Origin of the sequence: Vibrio sp. 10N.247.310.17 (genome assembly GCF_041466605.1) — a bacterium.
Classification (GTDB): Bacteria; Pseudomonadota; Gammaproteobacteria; order Enterobacterales; family Vibrionaceae; genus Vibrio; species Vibrio tasmaniensis_A.
The window spans coordinates 1-16,170 of the sequence record NZ_JBFSTC010000028.1; the positions used below are offsets into that span (position 1 = coordinate 1).

The 16,170-nt window shown below is 40.5% G+C and carries 17 protein-coding genes; 12 read left to right on the top strand and 5 right to left on the bottom strand.

The window, feature by feature from the left end:
* Window positions 1-37 precede the first annotated feature (37 nt).
* On the bottom strand, window positions 38-754 hold the full coding sequence (locus tag AB6D80_RS10175; protein ID WP_372188431.1) for a DUF6933 domain-containing protein: 717 nt from the start codon (window positions 752-754) through the stop codon (window positions 38-40).
* 341 nt (window positions 755-1,095) lie between these two features.
* Window positions 1,096-2,271 (bottom strand): PD-(D/E)XK nuclease family protein, encoded by a 1,176-nt coding sequence (locus AB6D80_RS10180; protein WP_102463399.1) that lies wholly within the window; start codon window positions 2,269-2,271, stop codon window positions 1,096-1,098.
* A gap of 97 nt (window positions 2,272-2,368) precedes the next feature.
* Here AB6D80_RS10180 and AB6D80_RS10185 point away from each other — a divergent pair, with 97 nt between their 5' ends.
* The 4 genes from AB6D80_RS10185 (at window position 2,369) to AB6D80_RS10200 (ending at window position 5,019) form a co-directional block, all read left to right on the top strand.
* Window positions 2,369-3,604: a tyrosine-type recombinase/integrase gene (locus tag AB6D80_RS10185; RefSeq protein ID WP_371708601.1), complete on the top strand. Its 1,236-nt coding sequence runs from the start codon at window positions 2,369-2,371 to the stop codon at window positions 3,602-3,604.
* Window positions 3,605-3,686: 82 nt separating this feature from the next.
* Window positions 3,687-4,070 (top strand): hypothetical protein, encoded by a 384-nt coding sequence (locus AB6D80_RS10190; protein ID WP_371708600.1) that lies wholly within the window; start codon window positions 3,687-3,689, stop codon window positions 4,068-4,070.
* A 12-nt stretch (window positions 4,071-4,082) separates the two neighbouring features.
* The gene (locus AB6D80_RS10195; protein ID WP_372031827.1) at window positions 4,083-4,439 is read left to right on the top strand and encodes a hypothetical protein; all 357 of its coding nucleotides are present in this window, start codon (window positions 4,083-4,085) and stop codon (window positions 4,437-4,439) included.
* A gap of 139 nt (window positions 4,440-4,578) precedes the next feature.
* Window positions 4,579-5,019, top strand: coding sequence for a DUF2787 family protein (locus AB6D80_RS10200; RefSeq protein ID WP_371708598.1), 441 nt, complete (start codon window positions 4,579-4,581; stop codon window positions 5,017-5,019).
* A 604-nt stretch (window positions 5,020-5,623) separates the two neighbouring features.
* Here AB6D80_RS10200 and AB6D80_RS10205 read toward each other — a convergent pair.
* The gene (locus tag AB6D80_RS10205; RefSeq protein WP_371708597.1) at window positions 5,624-6,262 is read right to left on the bottom strand and encodes a WYL domain-containing protein; all 639 of its coding nucleotides are present in this window, start codon (window positions 6,260-6,262) and stop codon (window positions 5,624-5,626) included.
* 3 nt (window positions 6,263-6,265) lie between these two features.
* Entirely contained in the window at window positions 6,266-6,514 is a 249-nt protein-coding gene (locus AB6D80_RS10210) for a DeoR family transcriptional regulator (RefSeq protein WP_371708596.1), read from the bottom strand.
* A gap of 258 nt (window positions 6,515-6,772) precedes the next feature.
* On the opposite strand from AB6D80_RS10210, the gene AB6D80_RS10215 reads away from it, so the two are divergent.
* The 5 genes from AB6D80_RS10215 (at window position 6,773) to AB6D80_RS10235 (ending at window position 12,004) form a co-directional block, all read left to right on the top strand.
* A complete protein-coding gene (locus tag AB6D80_RS10215; protein WP_371708595.1) occupies window positions 6,773-7,039 on the top strand; it encodes a hypothetical protein in 267 nt (88 codons plus the stop codon).
* 298 nt (window positions 7,040-7,337) lie between these two features.
* Window positions 7,338-7,532 carry a hypothetical protein gene (locus AB6D80_RS10220; RefSeq protein WP_371708603.1) on the top strand — a complete coding sequence of 65 codons (195 nt, stop codon included), beginning with the start codon at window positions 7,338-7,340 and terminating at the stop codon, window positions 7,530-7,532.
* A gap of 628 nt (window positions 7,533-8,160) precedes the next feature.
* Window positions 8,161-8,622, top strand: coding sequence for a hypothetical protein (locus tag AB6D80_RS10225; protein WP_371708594.1), 462 nt, complete (start codon window positions 8,161-8,163; stop codon window positions 8,620-8,622).
* Window positions 8,623-8,641: 19 nt separating this feature from the next.
* Window positions 8,642-8,914 (top strand): hypothetical protein, encoded by a 273-nt coding sequence (locus tag AB6D80_RS10230; RefSeq protein WP_017099699.1) that lies wholly within the window; start codon window positions 8,642-8,644, stop codon window positions 8,912-8,914.
* 195 nt (window positions 8,915-9,109) lie between these two features.
* Window positions 9,110-12,004, top strand: coding sequence for a DNA polymerase (locus AB6D80_RS10235; RefSeq protein WP_372031830.1), 2,895 nt, complete (start codon window positions 9,110-9,112; stop codon window positions 12,002-12,004).
* 238 nt (window positions 12,005-12,242) lie between these two features.
* Here the strand turns inward: AB6D80_RS10235 and AB6D80_RS10240 are convergent, their stop codons facing one another.
* On the bottom strand, window positions 12,243-13,253 hold the full coding sequence (locus AB6D80_RS10240; protein ID WP_371995785.1) for a hypothetical protein: 1,011 nt from the start codon (window positions 13,251-13,253) through the stop codon (window positions 12,243-12,245).
* 665 nt (window positions 13,254-13,918) lie between these two features.
* Between AB6D80_RS10240 and AB6D80_RS10245 the strand changes: the two genes are divergently transcribed.
* The 3 genes from AB6D80_RS10245 to AB6D80_RS10255 all read left to right on the top strand — a co-directional run bounded on the left by AB6D80_RS10245 (window position 13,919) and on the right by AB6D80_RS10255 (window position 15,494).
* The gene (locus tag AB6D80_RS10245) at window positions 13,919-14,410 is read left to right on the top strand and encodes a type II toxin-antitoxin system antitoxin SocA domain-containing protein (RefSeq protein ID WP_327785172.1); all 492 of its coding nucleotides are present in this window, start codon (window positions 13,919-13,921) and stop codon (window positions 14,408-14,410) included.
* Between the two features lie 62 nt (window positions 14,411-14,472).
* Entirely contained in the window at window positions 14,473-15,051 is a 579-nt protein-coding gene (locus tag AB6D80_RS10250; RefSeq protein WP_327785171.1) for a hypothetical protein, read from the top strand.
* 278 nt (window positions 15,052-15,329) lie between these two features.
* Window positions 15,330-15,494 (top strand): hypothetical protein, encoded by a 165-nt coding sequence (locus AB6D80_RS10255; RefSeq protein ID WP_371707672.1) that lies wholly within the window; start codon window positions 15,330-15,332, stop codon window positions 15,492-15,494.
* The last annotated feature ends 676 nt before the right edge of the window (window positions 15,495-16,170 follow it).

Here is a 16,170-nt window from a genome sequence, read left to right on the forward strand (position 1 = left end):
TTTATCGCCCAAACTGGTTAAATTTTAACAGTGACAACTACCCTGCCAGATAGGGGGTGGTGAGATCTCCCGACATAGATTGCTTAAGTTGTCGTATACGCTCAGAGATACTTCTAACTTGCTTTTCATCGTATTCACAGTAGTTTCGTAACCAATGAAACAACATCTGGTTCGCAGGATAGATCATGTCCTTAAGCCCTTTATATTGCTTAGGCATGCTATTCATATCCGCATCAAAGCACATAACTTGTTCAGTATCAGGCAAGCATCCGGAGTTCTCAGCTGTATCCTTAAAGAACCAAGTTATTTCGTTGAGATGTGACTGTAAACTTCTGTCCGAACGAGTAAAGAAGCGGTACTCGTTATTCAACCTTAAGAATTTCTTCAACATCGGGTCAAAAGTATCATCATTCATGATCATTAGATCTTCGCCAAAATACTGTACTAAGTTGGCTATACGTTCAATAAAGTCAGTGATAAATCGTTGGTGCTCACCTTTCTTCAGGTCTACGAAGGTCATTACATAGCGAGTATCCTTCTCTATAGCAAAGATAATAGGTTTACGCTGGACTCTGATCACATGTACTAACCATTCGCTGATTTCTTTGGGCGTATTGCCGTCGTTATCTTTTAGATGGTAGATATCATCTGATATCAATTTACAGGGAGTAGGATCGATTGGTGATATCTTTTCTCCTTTTCGAGTTACGGTGAAGAAATCACTAGCAGCTTTAGTACAGTTGAAAATCAGCATGGTATGTTTTTTCTAGTTGTTTAAGTTGTATCAGGTTAAAGGCTGTTTCAGTAAAAGCCAACCTGTAGATAGTACGTAAACGACCATGGAGTTATGATTTTCGTCATTAGTATATGCTGTAACCTTTGACTGTACTGATATCCAACGATAAATCTCAGTCCTTGTTATAGCAATGTAGGAGTGTTGCCGATGTTTGTTTATTGATGTTGTGGTGATGATTAGAAGTGAGATCACAACGCTAAGCCAATCGAGAATGACCGCAATATACTATTGCTAAAGACAGTATCTGAGATTTATCCCTAAGTCCTTCGATATTAACCGTCACAGTTGCTTGCTCTGAACTATGGGTGTTGGCTTAAAGTCTCTGTAATTTCTTTCAGTATATTAATGATAAAGTCAGCATAGTTTTGCCTGTTAGAATCTAATAATAGATAGCTGAGATCTTCAGATGTCAGGTTCTTAAAGTTGATTTGAGGCTCCGCGAAGATACCGATTGGCATTGAACCCCATTGGTATGAGTTTGTGAACTTTCCAGTTTTCTTCATGATATCTATGTACTCATGAGAATCAGAACCGTTTTCACAATATAAGCCGAAGTAAATACGATGATTTTGTTCTACGTAAATATATGTATCTTGGTAATCTTTTAGTTTCGCACTGACAGCAAGGTACTTAGAGTTCTTTCTGTTTTCGACATACCTATTGATTAAGCCTCTTGGGTTCTCCTGCATTGTGACAGTATCTTGATGTAATTCACCAAACTCACGTTTCACACCATCTGCAATTTTGTTCCATATATCGACTTGAATATCTGTTAGTACTTCCTGATACGCACTGAGAAGGTCAGGGACTCTAGCTAAGTTATTGTCAGTACGCAGCAATGTTTTCAATTCATCCATGTGATCTTTACTCTCAATTTTGTTGGTGATCTTACTTATGATGTCTAGATATTGAATACACGCTTCACGTAAAGGTGCGTCTCTGGCTGAAACTTCTGTACAACGGGCAATCCATTCGTAGATATGATTCTCATAACTAGCGAGAATGATATCTTCTTTAACTTTCTTAGGAAGATCTGCTGTGCTTTGCTCGCTAGGTTCATAGCCTGTTCGAGTTAAGTAGATGAGCTTGATATTCTTATATCCCTCATCTTTCATTTTTTGATAGTAGTTTGATAACTGCTTCTTTTGGTCGGAAGCGTAGATCTTGTTTTCAATTACAATTGCGGTGTCTCTACTGCGTATCAAGATGTCTATATTTTTGTATTCAATATCGACGGTAATACTTTGTCCCTGTTCGATATTTAATATGTCTTTAAAGTGTTGTAGAAATAGTTTAAGGAAGGTGTTGTGATGACTGTGGCTTCCATTAGGGTTAAGCATATCGGCTAGAAATCTTGAATGTAACCTGACTTCATCAGACTCTGAACGTAAAACCCTGAAAAGGTTGTATTCAGGTTTTTTAGTGTATTTTTCATGTAATAAGTGGACGTATTTGAAAAAGTGGTTATTCATCATATTGAAAGTTCTTCAGCTTAGGTCGTTTTTAACCGTAAAGTTAAATTGAGAAAACTTATATTAATTCATATGGTTATGATAATTATGTGAGTTGACCATGAAAAAACAGTTTTATTTTACAACCGCTACTATAAAGGCATTGAAGGGTAATTCAGCTGAGTCGAAAAGTAGTGATATTGAGTATTCGGATACTGGTGTAATTGGTTTAAAGGTGCTCGTTGGACGTACTGGAAATCGACGCTTCCACCTACGTTATGTATCACCAGTGAGCCGGAAGAAATCAAGCATCACCATTGCCAGGTGGCCAGATTTATCGGTAGAAGAAGCAAGAGCTAAAGCGCGTAAGCTCAAAGTACAAATCGCTGATGGTATTGATCCAAAGATTGAACGAGATTCTCGCTCTGCTGTTGTGATGCCTGATGTTTTCACCTTCTTCCACGAGACCTATTTGCCGTGGGCAAAGACGCGTAAAAAGTCATGGAGAGACGATGAAACACGCTTCTTGCGGTGTAAACCTATCTACAAATATCAGATGGATAGGCTTTCTACACACGCAATTATGAAGCTTCAATCCCACCTCGCCACTGAGACTTACAAAGGTAAACCTTACTCCGTAGCGACCAACAACAGGGTAATTGCGCTCGTTAAGGGATTTTGTTCTCTATCAGCTAAGGTTTTTGATCTGCCTAATCACGCTACGAAAGTTAGTTTGTTACCTGAAACGGGAGCAAGGGAGCGATTCTTAAATATTGAAGAGACGGCTTTACTGATAAAGGTTGCACGGACTTATTACTGTAAGGTGAAGGGTAATCTAATCGCCATGCTTTGGTTGAGTGGTTGTCGAATTTCTGAGTTACTTGAGAGGACTTGGACTGATGTGTCGTTTGAAGATCGTACGCTGTTTATTAAGACGACGAAGAACAAAAAGTCACATCAGATTTATCTTTCGGATTTGATGCTAGAACTACTTTCTGAACTTCGGGACTTAAAGCAGCCCGGCAATCCATATATATTCCCCAGTAGTCGAGAAGGGACGCATATCTCACCCCCTCGTAAAGCTTTGAAGTTGATATTGGATCGTGCTGGTATTAATCCTGGAGGCGTTGTATTTCACACTGCAAGACATTCAGCTTGCTCCAACCTTCTGAACCATAGTGGACTAGATGCCACATCCGTACAGCGTTTCCTTAACCACAGCGATATTTCAAGTACCTTACATTACAGGCATTTTGATCGAACAGCACTAGAACGTGGAGCTAATGCTTTGTCTGATATGGTTGAGAGAGCTAGTAAAAATCTAGCTCTACCCGAACCTAAGCCATCTGAAAATTAATATTAAATGAAATAGATAGCCCCTGAATAGTTAGTTCTATTCAGGGGCTTTTTTGTATCTGGAATTTAGATGGAGAGATTCAATGAAAGTCGTGAAAAGCCTTATTGATGCTGAACAGTTGGAGTTGCCCTTACCGATTAAAGAGCAATTGATGTATCAGCTATTGCTTCCTTGGTCTGGTGATCGTGATGAGGCTGAGAAATTTTGGGAGGAAGTTTCCACCTGCCTGATCTTGATTGAGCGAGGTGATACCGACCAAGACTTAGCTGACGTTAATGAAGATACCGAGGTCATTCTGTCATATGCGATAGAAAACCCTGAGTTTGTCATTTTGCTACCAGATGAGACTGAATCCTATGTCTTTGCATGCTGTGTCCATGCTGACGATGGGAGTGGCAGTTTTGTTATGGGTTCCACGAGTAACGCTACCCAAGCGATTAAAACGTTAATTGAACTGGCTGAATAAGGAGAAATTTGTATGAGCCAAAAGGTTGAAAAGGATAACGATGTTGATTTGTTCACCATTGTTAAAGAAGGTCAGAGTCCAAAGCTCAGTCCTAAATCTGAGAGCTTTCTAGAGTACCAGATTGCCTATAAAGAAGTTGATCAGGAATTCTATATACGTGTTTCTAAAAACTCGTCGTCAGGGTTGTTCTCGAACAGCTGGGTGCGTCTTGAAGCTATCTTTACACTGCTCGATGATCAAGTAGGTAAAACCCTCAAGTCGACAGCGTTGAAGCCAATAATAACAGGTGGAAGTAGTAATTCGTGTGGATTCTTAGCGGCTATCCTGCGAACTATCTCGATCCTCGATCCTCGATCCTGTACCCGATAATGTGTTCTTACATCAGGTGTCTGGACGCTATGAAGTGGTGAAGACTGAGCTTCGAGCACTAGCCTCTAACCCTGACTAATCTTTCATACCTAGCCTCGTCCTGAGGCGGTTTACTTAATTATTACAACGAGAATTTATTATGAACTTAACTCTTCAATTTGATGTTGAGCGATTTTTGCTACCGATTAGCATAGACCTTCCAAATGCTTTAAACCGTATTTGTAACGAGTCGGGAAAGGTGTCGTCCTCAACTCAAGCTGTAACCGTCAACTTTCGAGAGCGTGCTTACTGTCCTGAAAATGGAGGATACCACCCTGTCGAGGTTCGTATCACTAGGCTTAATGACCAATGGGTTTTCGATTACATCACTGACTTTAGTTACTGTGGATTGATGCCTGAACTTGAGAAAGAAATCGACTTTGATTTTGGTCATAGTGTGGCTTACATCCGATACATGGGTGAAGTTCCAATTATCGAATCCAGTGTCGCTGAGTTCTATTCGATGTGGGAGAGTAATTTTCTGTCGTATTTATCGATGGACTGCTTCGATGAAATTAAGGTAATGGCGGAAGAGGCATAGCGCTTATTAGTGGTGTGATGAACAGGAACTTGACCGGAGCGAGTAAAGGAAAAATGCTCTGTGGTTTTGTCCTGTTCATCAATTCATGCAGATGAATGTGTGATGTGGTATTAGCTCTTAATTGATAAACCTAACACAAGGATTGTACATCCGTTGTACCGTGTTGGAACGTTTATGTACTGATGGAAACTCCCATTGCGTCGGTGGCAATGGGAGGGAATTTGGTGGTGCTAATTTGAAAAGTGTTATCTAGCGGATAATGATTTGGTGAGATCTTATCGGAGCCTCAGCTATAAAATTACTGATAAATATGTTATTAATAGTACCCAGCCCGGTGGCAGGTTATTATTCTGTTTAGTTACGTTTGGCGAAAAACAGCATCGTTTTGAGTCTTCCCTTAGCTGGTATCGGTTCGAAGTTTGGTAAAACACCCCAGTTCCTATATCTAACATCGAAAGCTTAAAAAAGCGTTGCATAGTGGTTTCTTTATGGCATGGAGCGACTACAACAGAGAACAGAAACAACATTATGTCTTGGTGGTTGCATTTCATCTCAACGAACCATCAACAAACCCAACGACGTACTTCAATTCGCTCAGTGTCTTCTACTTGGTTGAGTCCAGATACGCTTGGAGCTCTTGCTTCAACAAGTAACGTATCCAATCAGGTGAGAGCACCTCTGCATGAGGTAGCCACGTTTTAAGTTGGCGTATTAACTCTGGAATGTTCTTGGTTTGGTGACTAATGAACACATCCCCCGAATCTAGTTCTTTCAACACTCTGAACTTATCGGCATTACCTTCATTTAAGAATGCTTCTACCCCCTTAACGCTCATCTGTATAACCACTTCAACGGGATTGAGTCGTTCATCTTCATATCCACAACCTGTCAGCTTCTGCTCAACGCTAGAGTCAGGAGAGTATTTATCCTCGTAACGCTCTAACTCACGAATCTTAGCCACTCTGAGAGACTCTAGGCGGTTTCTCTGTGTACCAGCTACGTACCAGTAGCCGGAGTCATTCACTAATCTGTAGCTGTGGAACTCCTCGTAGGTTTTCCCTTCATGGCTAAAGCTAATCACGTTTCGTCGCTGTATCGATTCGATAAGTTTCTCGAACACCGAAGCACATTCACTAATGTCCTCTACTTGTGGGTTCTTGAAGAGAAAGGGCGGTGTGGTTTTGTTGTTCAATACACCATTACTTAGATAGTGCTTACCCGAAAACAAAGTATCGAACCCCATGTTTTACAGCAGGAGAGATAGCTCGTTATTGGTCTGTCTGCCCAAGAACTTAGGGTCTAACGAGTAACAAGCACCGTCACGTTGTATCGGTAAGTAGTTTAACCGTTCATTGAAGTCACGATTTAACGTCCTTCTTGCAACTCCAAATTCACGACTTAAATCTTCTAGATGCAATTTCTCACCCGTATTCAAACGGGTAAGGATGATGCCAAGTCGTTTCGCTAGTTTGTCATGCTCTTTCATTCTACGCATTGTAGATAGGTCGCTCGTCAGGTGGTGTCGTGGTCGGAAAGAACCTGATTATTTCTAGCGAATTTTCATAAGGTTACTGATATTGCTATAGCTTTCATTAGTTATCTCAAGGTATGCCTTACAAGGCATTCATCAATCATTTCAATATTTCTACACCTGAGCGACACACCCTGTCGTTCACCCTCTTTAAACTAATCATCAATCACGTTAACGCCGTCTCTTATAAGCGGCGTCATTACGTATTTAAGGAAAACAAAAATGAAAACATCAATCATCCTGCTATGTCTAACTTCACTATTCGCATCTTCAGTATTTGCAGGTGGGACGTTCGGCGGTAATCCGGGCGATATATCTAAAATGAAAGAACTGCTAGAGCCACAATGGAATGGTAAAGCAGGTATTCAGAACACATCATCTTACGGTGTCATCGTGCAATGGAAAGCGGATGTCTGCGGAACCATGAACGGTCATGTCACTGATACGGCGAAATGCGGCCCTGATACCCCGAAAGGTAAAGCACAATAAGTTTTGTTGCGGAGCTTGGCTCTCGATATCTCAGTTTCGAAATTGGAACTCTCTAGGTTGAGATATCAATGAGCTCCGCAACACCCAATAAAGCCAACAAGAAGGAGCCTTTACATGGCGATTAAATCAATAACAACATTAGTTACAACCTGTCCTGCATGTGGTGAGCTTGCATATGATGATGGTAGCTGTCAGGTGTTTGGTCACTCTCACTAAAGCTGTATTGGTAAAAATCTAAGGGGTCATGTTCTTCATTGAGCATGGCCTTTTTTCATATCTATAGGAAAGGAGAATCATGATGAAAGCGTATGATCGAATCATGCCTCAACAACGATGGTTTAAGCCTAGCGTTTCAACTGGATTGAAGGGAGCACATTACGGGACGTCACTCGGAGCTAGGTTTGGTCCTCAAGGCGTTGTCCTCGGTGGGGCTTTGGGTTTTGTCGGTGGAGCTTTAATCGGTGGTGTTTTGGATGAGCTAGACGTTCTTTAATGATTGAAGAAGTGGGGGTATCTCTGCTTCTTTTTTCTTACGTTGATGATTCAGAGTTCGTATTGACGACGGCTTCGATAGGTCGAGTTTAGCTGACATTAGAGATAAATTTCACAACCAGTGTTAGCAATGTAGAAGTGTTGCTGATGTTCGTTTCTTTAACTAGTCACGATGATTCACTTTTTCATTGTTGTGCTCATTCTGTTCTAAATTCAGCACTGTCCCATTGCACTAAAAACAATGTTTGAAATTTAGTGTAGTAGGGTTGGGTTTTGTTGCTTCTAAGTAGTACAGCTTTACTTTGTTCAGACATATCCAGTCTATAAGAAGAGATTTGTTGGTCAACATTTGTTCGATCAAACAAGAAAGAAAAAATTATTTTAACAAGTGGCATCTTGATTATTCATTCAGAAAGACTTCGTATGTTTTTTGTTCGAAGAAGTTTTACGCCAAGAAGAGGGCGCAAACCGTCGTGATTAAAATTTGCTTATTCACTTTCTTGGTTTTTTTAGTCATCGTTGATGTTTTTGGTTGTTTTAAATCAAATGGTTATATCTTGTTGTGGTGTTGATTATATATTTTTGAAGGGTATGCTAAACGTTCTTTAAACACCCGAGAGGACTACAAAATGGCTCGTAAGACACAGAAAAAAGGTTTCATCCAGACACTAGATGGCAACACACTAGCTATGAAACTAATTGCCTCAATTATTCGATTAGAAGACTTAATTATTTTTCTCGAAGGTAAAGGACGACAAGTTTCCTACGCAAAGCTTTCAGATAAAGAGGGTAGAACTGTTGCCGATGCTGATGCTTGTACTGATGAGGTGATCAACTCAGATAGCTTTATCAACCTAGGCAAAGGTAATCACGTTCGTTGTTCTACTATCGAGGCGGTCGAGACCTGTAATGGTCGAGATCATAAAGGCATTCTGATTCGTGGTGAGGGTGATGCGATATTGAGCTTCCTGCCTATCTCCCAATTAGAAGCCCGTGAGAAGGTCGCTGACGCGTTACATGGTGCGCTGGTTTCTTATGAAGCTGGTAAGTTTGTACAACCTGATCTAACTAAAATCCTATTCACTCACTAATCGTACGAAGGTAAATGATATGAACACTCTAAAACTGAAAGACTTAATCGAAATGATCAAAAAATGTGGTCAAGATTGTCCGCAGGGTAACCGCAGAACAATGGGAGGACTACTCGCTCACTGTATCGAGAGTTGCGAAGATGAACATGGAACAATGCAGCAATCTGCTTATTTAATGAAGTATGTGCGTACCTGTATGAATAACAACGTTGAAAAGAAAGGTGTCGATAGCATTGGCTATTTGCAACTAATCAAGTTTGTTAAGTCATGGGCTCGCACAGCGAAGTTTTAGTAAGAATAATATCGCTGTAATACGGTCTAGCAAACCACTGCCTTCGTGCGCACCATTCTATACCAGCCTTTTCTAAACTAGTCTCATCTCCGAGCGCCTCTTTATTACCAATCTTTCTATATCCGGTAACCGACGAAGTGTGTCCGGTCATGGATGTACTTCGTCTTTTTTATTTTAACGAATGGATAAATAAAGATGAAAACGTTAGAAACAGCCCCAAAAACAACATATCAATTGATGCGCGAAACTGAGCACGAATTAGAAGACTTCCTGCAGTCCACATTCTTCGATACCAAATCATTGCTTTTGGATGATCAAGTTAGCAAGTTCGAAGCTGAGCTGCGAGGACGTGAGGAAGCTAAAAAGGAAATAGATAAACGTATTAATCGATACTTAGAGGGGATTAAATCTGCTCCATGGGCGGCAATGCGTGGTAAGGGTAAAGCTATCCATATATCGATAGACTCTGAGTGGGTCTTTAACCATGAGACGGGTAAGAACGATATTCTTTGCTACTCCTACAGTGTTCGCATTGGTGATAAGTCGTTTAGCGGCGTGAAACATACCGACATGGCGAAACTGATTAAGCAATGTCGTGATCAAGGTCTGTCGAAAGAAGATGAAATGGATAAGCGTAATCAGCTTACCAAGAAAGGTTACAAGATCGGCTTTGACAAATTCATCCAAGAATTACTGATAAAAGCTAAAGCACGTGGTTTCATCGAAGAATGGCCTGAGCAGACTTTTATCTATGCTCATTTTCTTCGTGCCGATATTGCTTCTTTCGAGGAGTTTTGGAACATCGGTAAAAATAACAAGAACCATAAAAACTCGCTAACAGTCGTTCAAGGTACAGTAACCTCTGGTCGCGGTGCTTACGGTATCGCTCTGGACTCCATCGGGCGCAGTAAATACAAAATAGAAAACACCAAGTTCTACTCTTCATCGAACAACGCTTTTGAAACTAAGCTTCGCTTCATCGATACAACTTTGTTGAGTAGCAAGGCATCACTTGAGGAGCTAGGATTGCAGTGCGGTTTCCCCAAAATGACGCTACCAGACAACATGATAGAGCGAATGGATGACCTGTATTGTAAGGATACTAGTCTGTTTAATCGGTATGCGGTTCGCGATGCGGATATTGCCTTGGAATATGGTTTACGGATGCAGAAGTTCGCATTGGTTGACCTTCGTGAAGATATTGGTCTGGAGCTGAATAGCTTGCCTTCGACATTAGGCAATCTTGGTGTGTCGTTGTTCCGACATACGTGTGGTAGTACAGCCGCAATGCATGACTTTTTAGGATATGAGACTCGTAAAAAGCAGTATTATCATGCAAAAAGTAATGCTATTCGCAACACATACGATATATCGAAAACGGTTAGTCGAGAGTACACCGATAACCTTGCAGTTTCAGCCTTGTTTGGTGGTTGTAATTTCGGAGCTTACTTTGGGGTATCTGAAAAAGGTGACTATTTTGATTATGATTTGAGTGGTGCGTACACGACCAGCTTAGTAAATTCCAAAAAAGCCGATTACCCTAATACCTTCGAATCTAAGAATATTGAAGACTATCTAGGTGATACCATGGGCTTTGCGTATGTTCGCTTTAAACACCCAGACGGTATCCGATTTCCTGTCATGCCTTGTCGAACCGATCTTCGTGGCATCTATTATCCGATGGAAGGGGAAACTTATGTAACGTCGCCAGAGCTTCAACTTGCACATGATATTGGGTGTGAAATTGAGATTTTGCATGGAATGGTAATCCCTTGGGTTGAAGGTTCTACATCTATGTATAAGGACTTCACTACTATCATTCGTAAGCAACGTTCCAAGTACAAGAAAGAAGGGAATGAGCTGTACAGCGGGCTATGGAAGTTGGTAGGTAACTCACTTTATGGAAAAACTTTACAAGGTTGTAACAATTCTAAAGGGTTCGATCTTGCTACAGGATTGAGTAAGAACATCCCATATTCACCTGTAACCAATGCACATTACGGAGCCTATTGTACGTCTTATGTTCGCGCTACGATGCTTGAGGTTATAGGCAAGCTTTGTGAGCGTTACGGAGATGACATTAAAATAATCTCAGCCACAACAGACGGCTGGCTTTGCAATGCTACAGAAGAGCAATTAGAGCAATGCCTAGATGGTCCACTAGCACAACGATTCCAGAAAATCTGTACCGAAGTCAGTGGCGAAGACATGATGCAACTAAAGCACCATGCTAAACAGATTATCTCTATGAAGACTCGTGGACAATTGACTGCTGAATTGGGTGATACAAAACCGGTATGTGCTAAAGCAGGGATAAAAGCACCGAAAGGCGTAGATGAAAATGAGTGGATGGTCGAGTTGTTCTTAGATCGTTATCCCGGTCAGAAGGTTGCACGTAAACACTTAGCATCAGCACGTGACCAATGGCTAAAAGAGCTCGACCTTATTTCTATCAATACTGAACAGACACTTAACCTCGAATATGACTTCAAGCGTCGTCCTGTAAATCCTCGTATGGTGGAAGTTCGCCACCCTAAAAGCGGTGAAATGGTAGAGCATTTATCGTTCGATACGGTTCCATGGAATACCGTTGATGAAGGTTTAGATGCTCGTACTTACTTCGACGAGTGGCGTGTAAACAACTGCCTAAAAACGATGGAAGATTGGGACAATTGGATGGACTTCTATAAGGTTCGTAGTTATCTCAAGGGAACTGGTGTTAAATACCTAGAAGATGGCTCAGAGGGCATTTTCAATGTACAGATGTTACGAGCTATCACTCAGGGTAAATGGGGTCTGCCAGAGGCTCCAAAACGCGCTCCACGAGGTCATTACGATAAGATGGTCGCTATGTTTGAAGCTGACGGTATTGAAGGTATCACTAAACAAGATTTAGCGAATTCGAAGGGACGTAAGCTACTGGAATCTAAACTACCTGTAACGCCACGTATGCTGCCACTCCTATCATGGTTAGTGCGTAAGTACCTAATGGTCGATATGACATTGATTTTCCATCCTGACGAGGTTGAGGAAGCAGTATTGATGCTGGAAGACTACAACCGAGAACATACTGAAAAACTAGTAGCGTAGTATCACAGAACACTTACAAAGCCAGATTCCGAAAGGGGTCTGGCTTTCTATTTCAGAACTAGTGGTAGCAGTGAGTGGAACGATTGCTGTCATTCTCTGGTGATATTTCGATGCTTTAGCCGTTTTGATTAGACTAGTGATACCGTTGTAATAACGACAGCAATATACATTGCTAAAGACTTAGTCTGAAATTTAGCTATAAGCTTATGTTTTTGATTAATAATATTAGATATTACATTTATGATCTGATATTGAAAATCTTAAGTAGTTCGTTTTTTATCGCCCTCATTTGATGCGCTGAAAGAGTATTTGGTTTATCGATAAAGTGGTAACCAGTTGACCAAGAACCACTTTCCTCTGCATGCAGAGTTTCGTAATGTTTGTAGATATCGCTTGAATAAGCTTCAAAAACATAGACACCAAATTTGGTCAGATCGTTAATGTCTTTTAAGCATTCCTCTTGATGTTCGCGATCCTTTCTTAATCCTTTGAACGATAAATCCAAATCGGCTTTCGATAACCATTGGTCAAGGCTGTAGTAATAGAAGTCAAAGTTGAAGTCTTGAGATATGCCAACGAGTAAACAAGCAACCAACGTTTTTTGATTCCCTTCTAACTTGTTTAAGAAACGAATGATGTTTCGAAGCGATGTATTAACATGATGTGTTGGGTTAGTTGGAGTTATGATCAGATCTATCTCGTACTTGCATATGTTTAAGTGCTCTTGATTTTTCTCTAGGTCGAAGAAGATAAAATCGTAATTCTTCTTTATTTGGCCTATAGACACATCTGCGTAAGGTCTGTTGTCCCAATCAATATCTTCAATAGCTAAGATCTTTGGGAAGGCTGTATTGGTAGCGATGAACCGCTTCTCTGCAAGTACAAGTTGTCCTGTTCGGTCGGTAACTATTAATACTTCATAGCCTTCTTGCGTAAGTAGTAGTGCCATATCTCTAGTTAATGTTGAACGCCCAATCCCACCAGGCCCACCTGCAAAACTGATGGTTTTTCCTAGTCGATAGGTATTCCCAAAGGCTGGTGGAAACGACAAGCCTGTTTTTAGACAGAATAACTCTAAAGTGGCATCTGGAATTCTAATATAGGTTGATGATGATTCTGACTCTTCGAATTTCTGCCATTGTCGCAATGATAGATGAACACTTGCTGCTGCTTGCTTCTGAGTTATCCCTACTTTTTGTCTTAATGCTTTGACTTGCTCTGGTGTGATTTGAATTGTCTTTCTAGCCATTTTTACGTCTTTTTGTTCGTAATTATGTATCTATTGTGAATCATAGTGCGCGTATTGACCACTATCCTGTAGAAAATGACGTCTGCCATTTTGGGAACAAACACTGAAAATAGAGCTCGGAGATTTAGTTTGTGTTTTGGAGTTGAAGATGTATAAGAAGTTATTGAAAAGGTTAATGGGTAAGATTGTTAGTAGGTTGGTGTGGGAAGTAATCAGTGAAGTGTTTTTCAGTTAGTTCGTGATGCTTGACAAATACAATCCTAATCATACTGAAAAACTGTTGTTTACTATATTGCAATACTTTCAAAGCCATGTTCTGTAAGGGTTCTGACTTTATACTTTAGAACTAGTGATAGCAATGTAGTGGAGCGGTTGGTGTTTAGGAGATAATTTACTCCTCTGAATACAGAAAACCACTGTAAGCACGTGACATGTAAGGGGGGAACTTCAATAGTAAGCGTGTTGTAAATGATGCGTAGAAACTTAAGTTAATCAATATAAACTTAAACTTTGAATAGTTTCTAATGTCTTAACCATAGTTGGTTGATTTTTGTCAAGTTCACATTATAATTAGGCGCCTCGAAAAATTGACACAGGCGTCAATTCGGGCGAATATGAAACTGTAAGGATGCTTACATTTCAGCCACTAAGGCTAAGGGGGTCGTATGTCATACAGTCCAATTACAGTTGCAAAGTTATTTACGTTATTTGCTAATGCAGATGGCGGAAAAATGCTTACACATATGCAATTACAAAAATTGACTTACATTGCCCACGGTTACAAGCTAGCTACCACCCAAGGGCAGCAGCCACTGATTTCTGATGATGTGAACGCTTGGAAGTTTGGTCCCGTTATCCCTAGCTTGTATCAAGAGCTAAAAAGCTACGGCAATGGAAAAGTTATCCCGTTGTTTTTCACTAGTAATGATTTACCTATATCTCCAAACGATCAGGCTTTAATTAAAGCTATCTATGATGCGTATGGTAATAAGGATGGTGTGGAATTGTCTGATTTAACGCATAGGCAAGGTACACCGTGGGATCAAGTTTGGCATGGTGCTAATGGGCGACATTATCACGGTGCAGTTATCCCTGACTCTCTTATTTGCCAGTATTACACGGAGTTTCTTAGATGCGGTCAAGCAGCCGGTTTGTAAAAGAGAATAGAATACAGGTATAATCCCTTCTTATCGTTATGGTTAAGAAGGGATTTTTCATTTTGGCTAAGAGTAAATTCTTTTCAACGTTATTTGGTGATGATACCAAGAGCGAGCCTAATCCCATAGATCCTAGCGTGAACTTTACTTCATCGGTTCTTTCCTCATCATTAGATGCTCTTATTTCAAGTGCAGCAGCTGCTGAAACTAAATCTAAGAAAAAAGCTGATAAGGCTGAAAAGGAGCAACATCAACCAGAAACTGTTTTGGCAGAGGAAGAGCAGAAGGCCTTTGAGAATGTAGTTATTGGTGATGAGGCAATGCGACAGGCTGAAACAGCGTGTAAGCGTGAAGAGGCTAACCACTTAAAGGCTAGAAGAGAATCCGTTGAGACAGACAATCAAATAAAAAAATGGATTGCTGAGAAGACTTTCAATTTTATGGCTTATTGGTGTAGTTTTGTTGCTCTGATGGTTTGGATGTACTTTGGCACTAAGCAAGGGCAGGTAGAAAAAGAAGTAATAATTGCTTTACTTGGAACAACTACTATCAGTGTTGTTGGACTGGTTGGTTTTATTGTTAAAGGGCTTTTCGGGGTGAAAGAGGAGAAAGCCCCAGTGAAGAGTGAAAAGCCTAAATAATAGTTAATATGGGTTTGTTTCTTCACCCTTGTATCTCAGGTATTGCTGACACTTTCATCGGTAATGTGTCTTAGATAGGATCAATTCAATCAGTTATGCGATACCTATCACTATATGCAACTTGGATTTTGGTCATTATTTGGCTTCCATAACTTCATCAAGCTCGGAAGAGAATAAAGGTGTCTGTATATAGCGTCAGTTACGATTTAAATTCACCCGGTCAGAAATATGAAAAGCTACACGCCACACTAAAGAACTTTGCAAAGTGGTACCATCTCATGGACTCAACGTGGCTAATTTCAACAAATTCCAATGCCGTCGATATTCGAGACAAGCTAAGTGCACATCTTGATACTACAGATAAGCTTATTGTTTCAAAGGTCGATGAGTACTCAGGATGGTTAACTGATGATGAATGGAAGTGGCTAGCTGAAAATACCTAATTTTTGTATTTATCGGGTTAACTTTGCATCTTGTGTAAGTAAAGATTAATGAATTTGTGGTGACGTTAAATTTTATCTATTAGCTTGCGAAGTTCCCATATGACACATGCCAACATAGTCAGGTCAGTCGTTTGATTATGTCTTTAATGCAGCGAAATTACGTGTTCCAAATCCGCGTGTTGGGAGTTCGAATCTCTCCACCCCTGCCATATTTAAGGCTCTAGCAGAAATGCTAGAGCCTTTTTGTTTTATGAATCTTATAATACACCATTAGCAGAGCAGCGGATTCCCCGACTTACCAAAACAGCGCGTGTTGGGAGTCTAAACCTCTACTCCTGCCATATTTGAAGCCTCAGCAGAAATGCTGGGGATTTTTTATACCTGTTACTTTTTACACCAGTCCGACCGAGTATTTTGAATGCCGGCTCAGTCCATGCTGCCAAATTTAAGGCTCCAGACTACGCGTCCCAGCAGAAATGTTGTAGCTTCTACTTATTAATGGTTTCACTTAATTCTTCTAGTTTGGATATGTTGATATTCGAACCTTCACGCTTCCGTAGTAGTTCGAAGATCTAGTCGAACAGGAAGGTCTTTTGGTTTTCTATATGTGGGATATTTAAGCTGTCACTTCTTGCCTTGGATGATATTTGACCATAGAAGGGTAAGTGCTTACTTA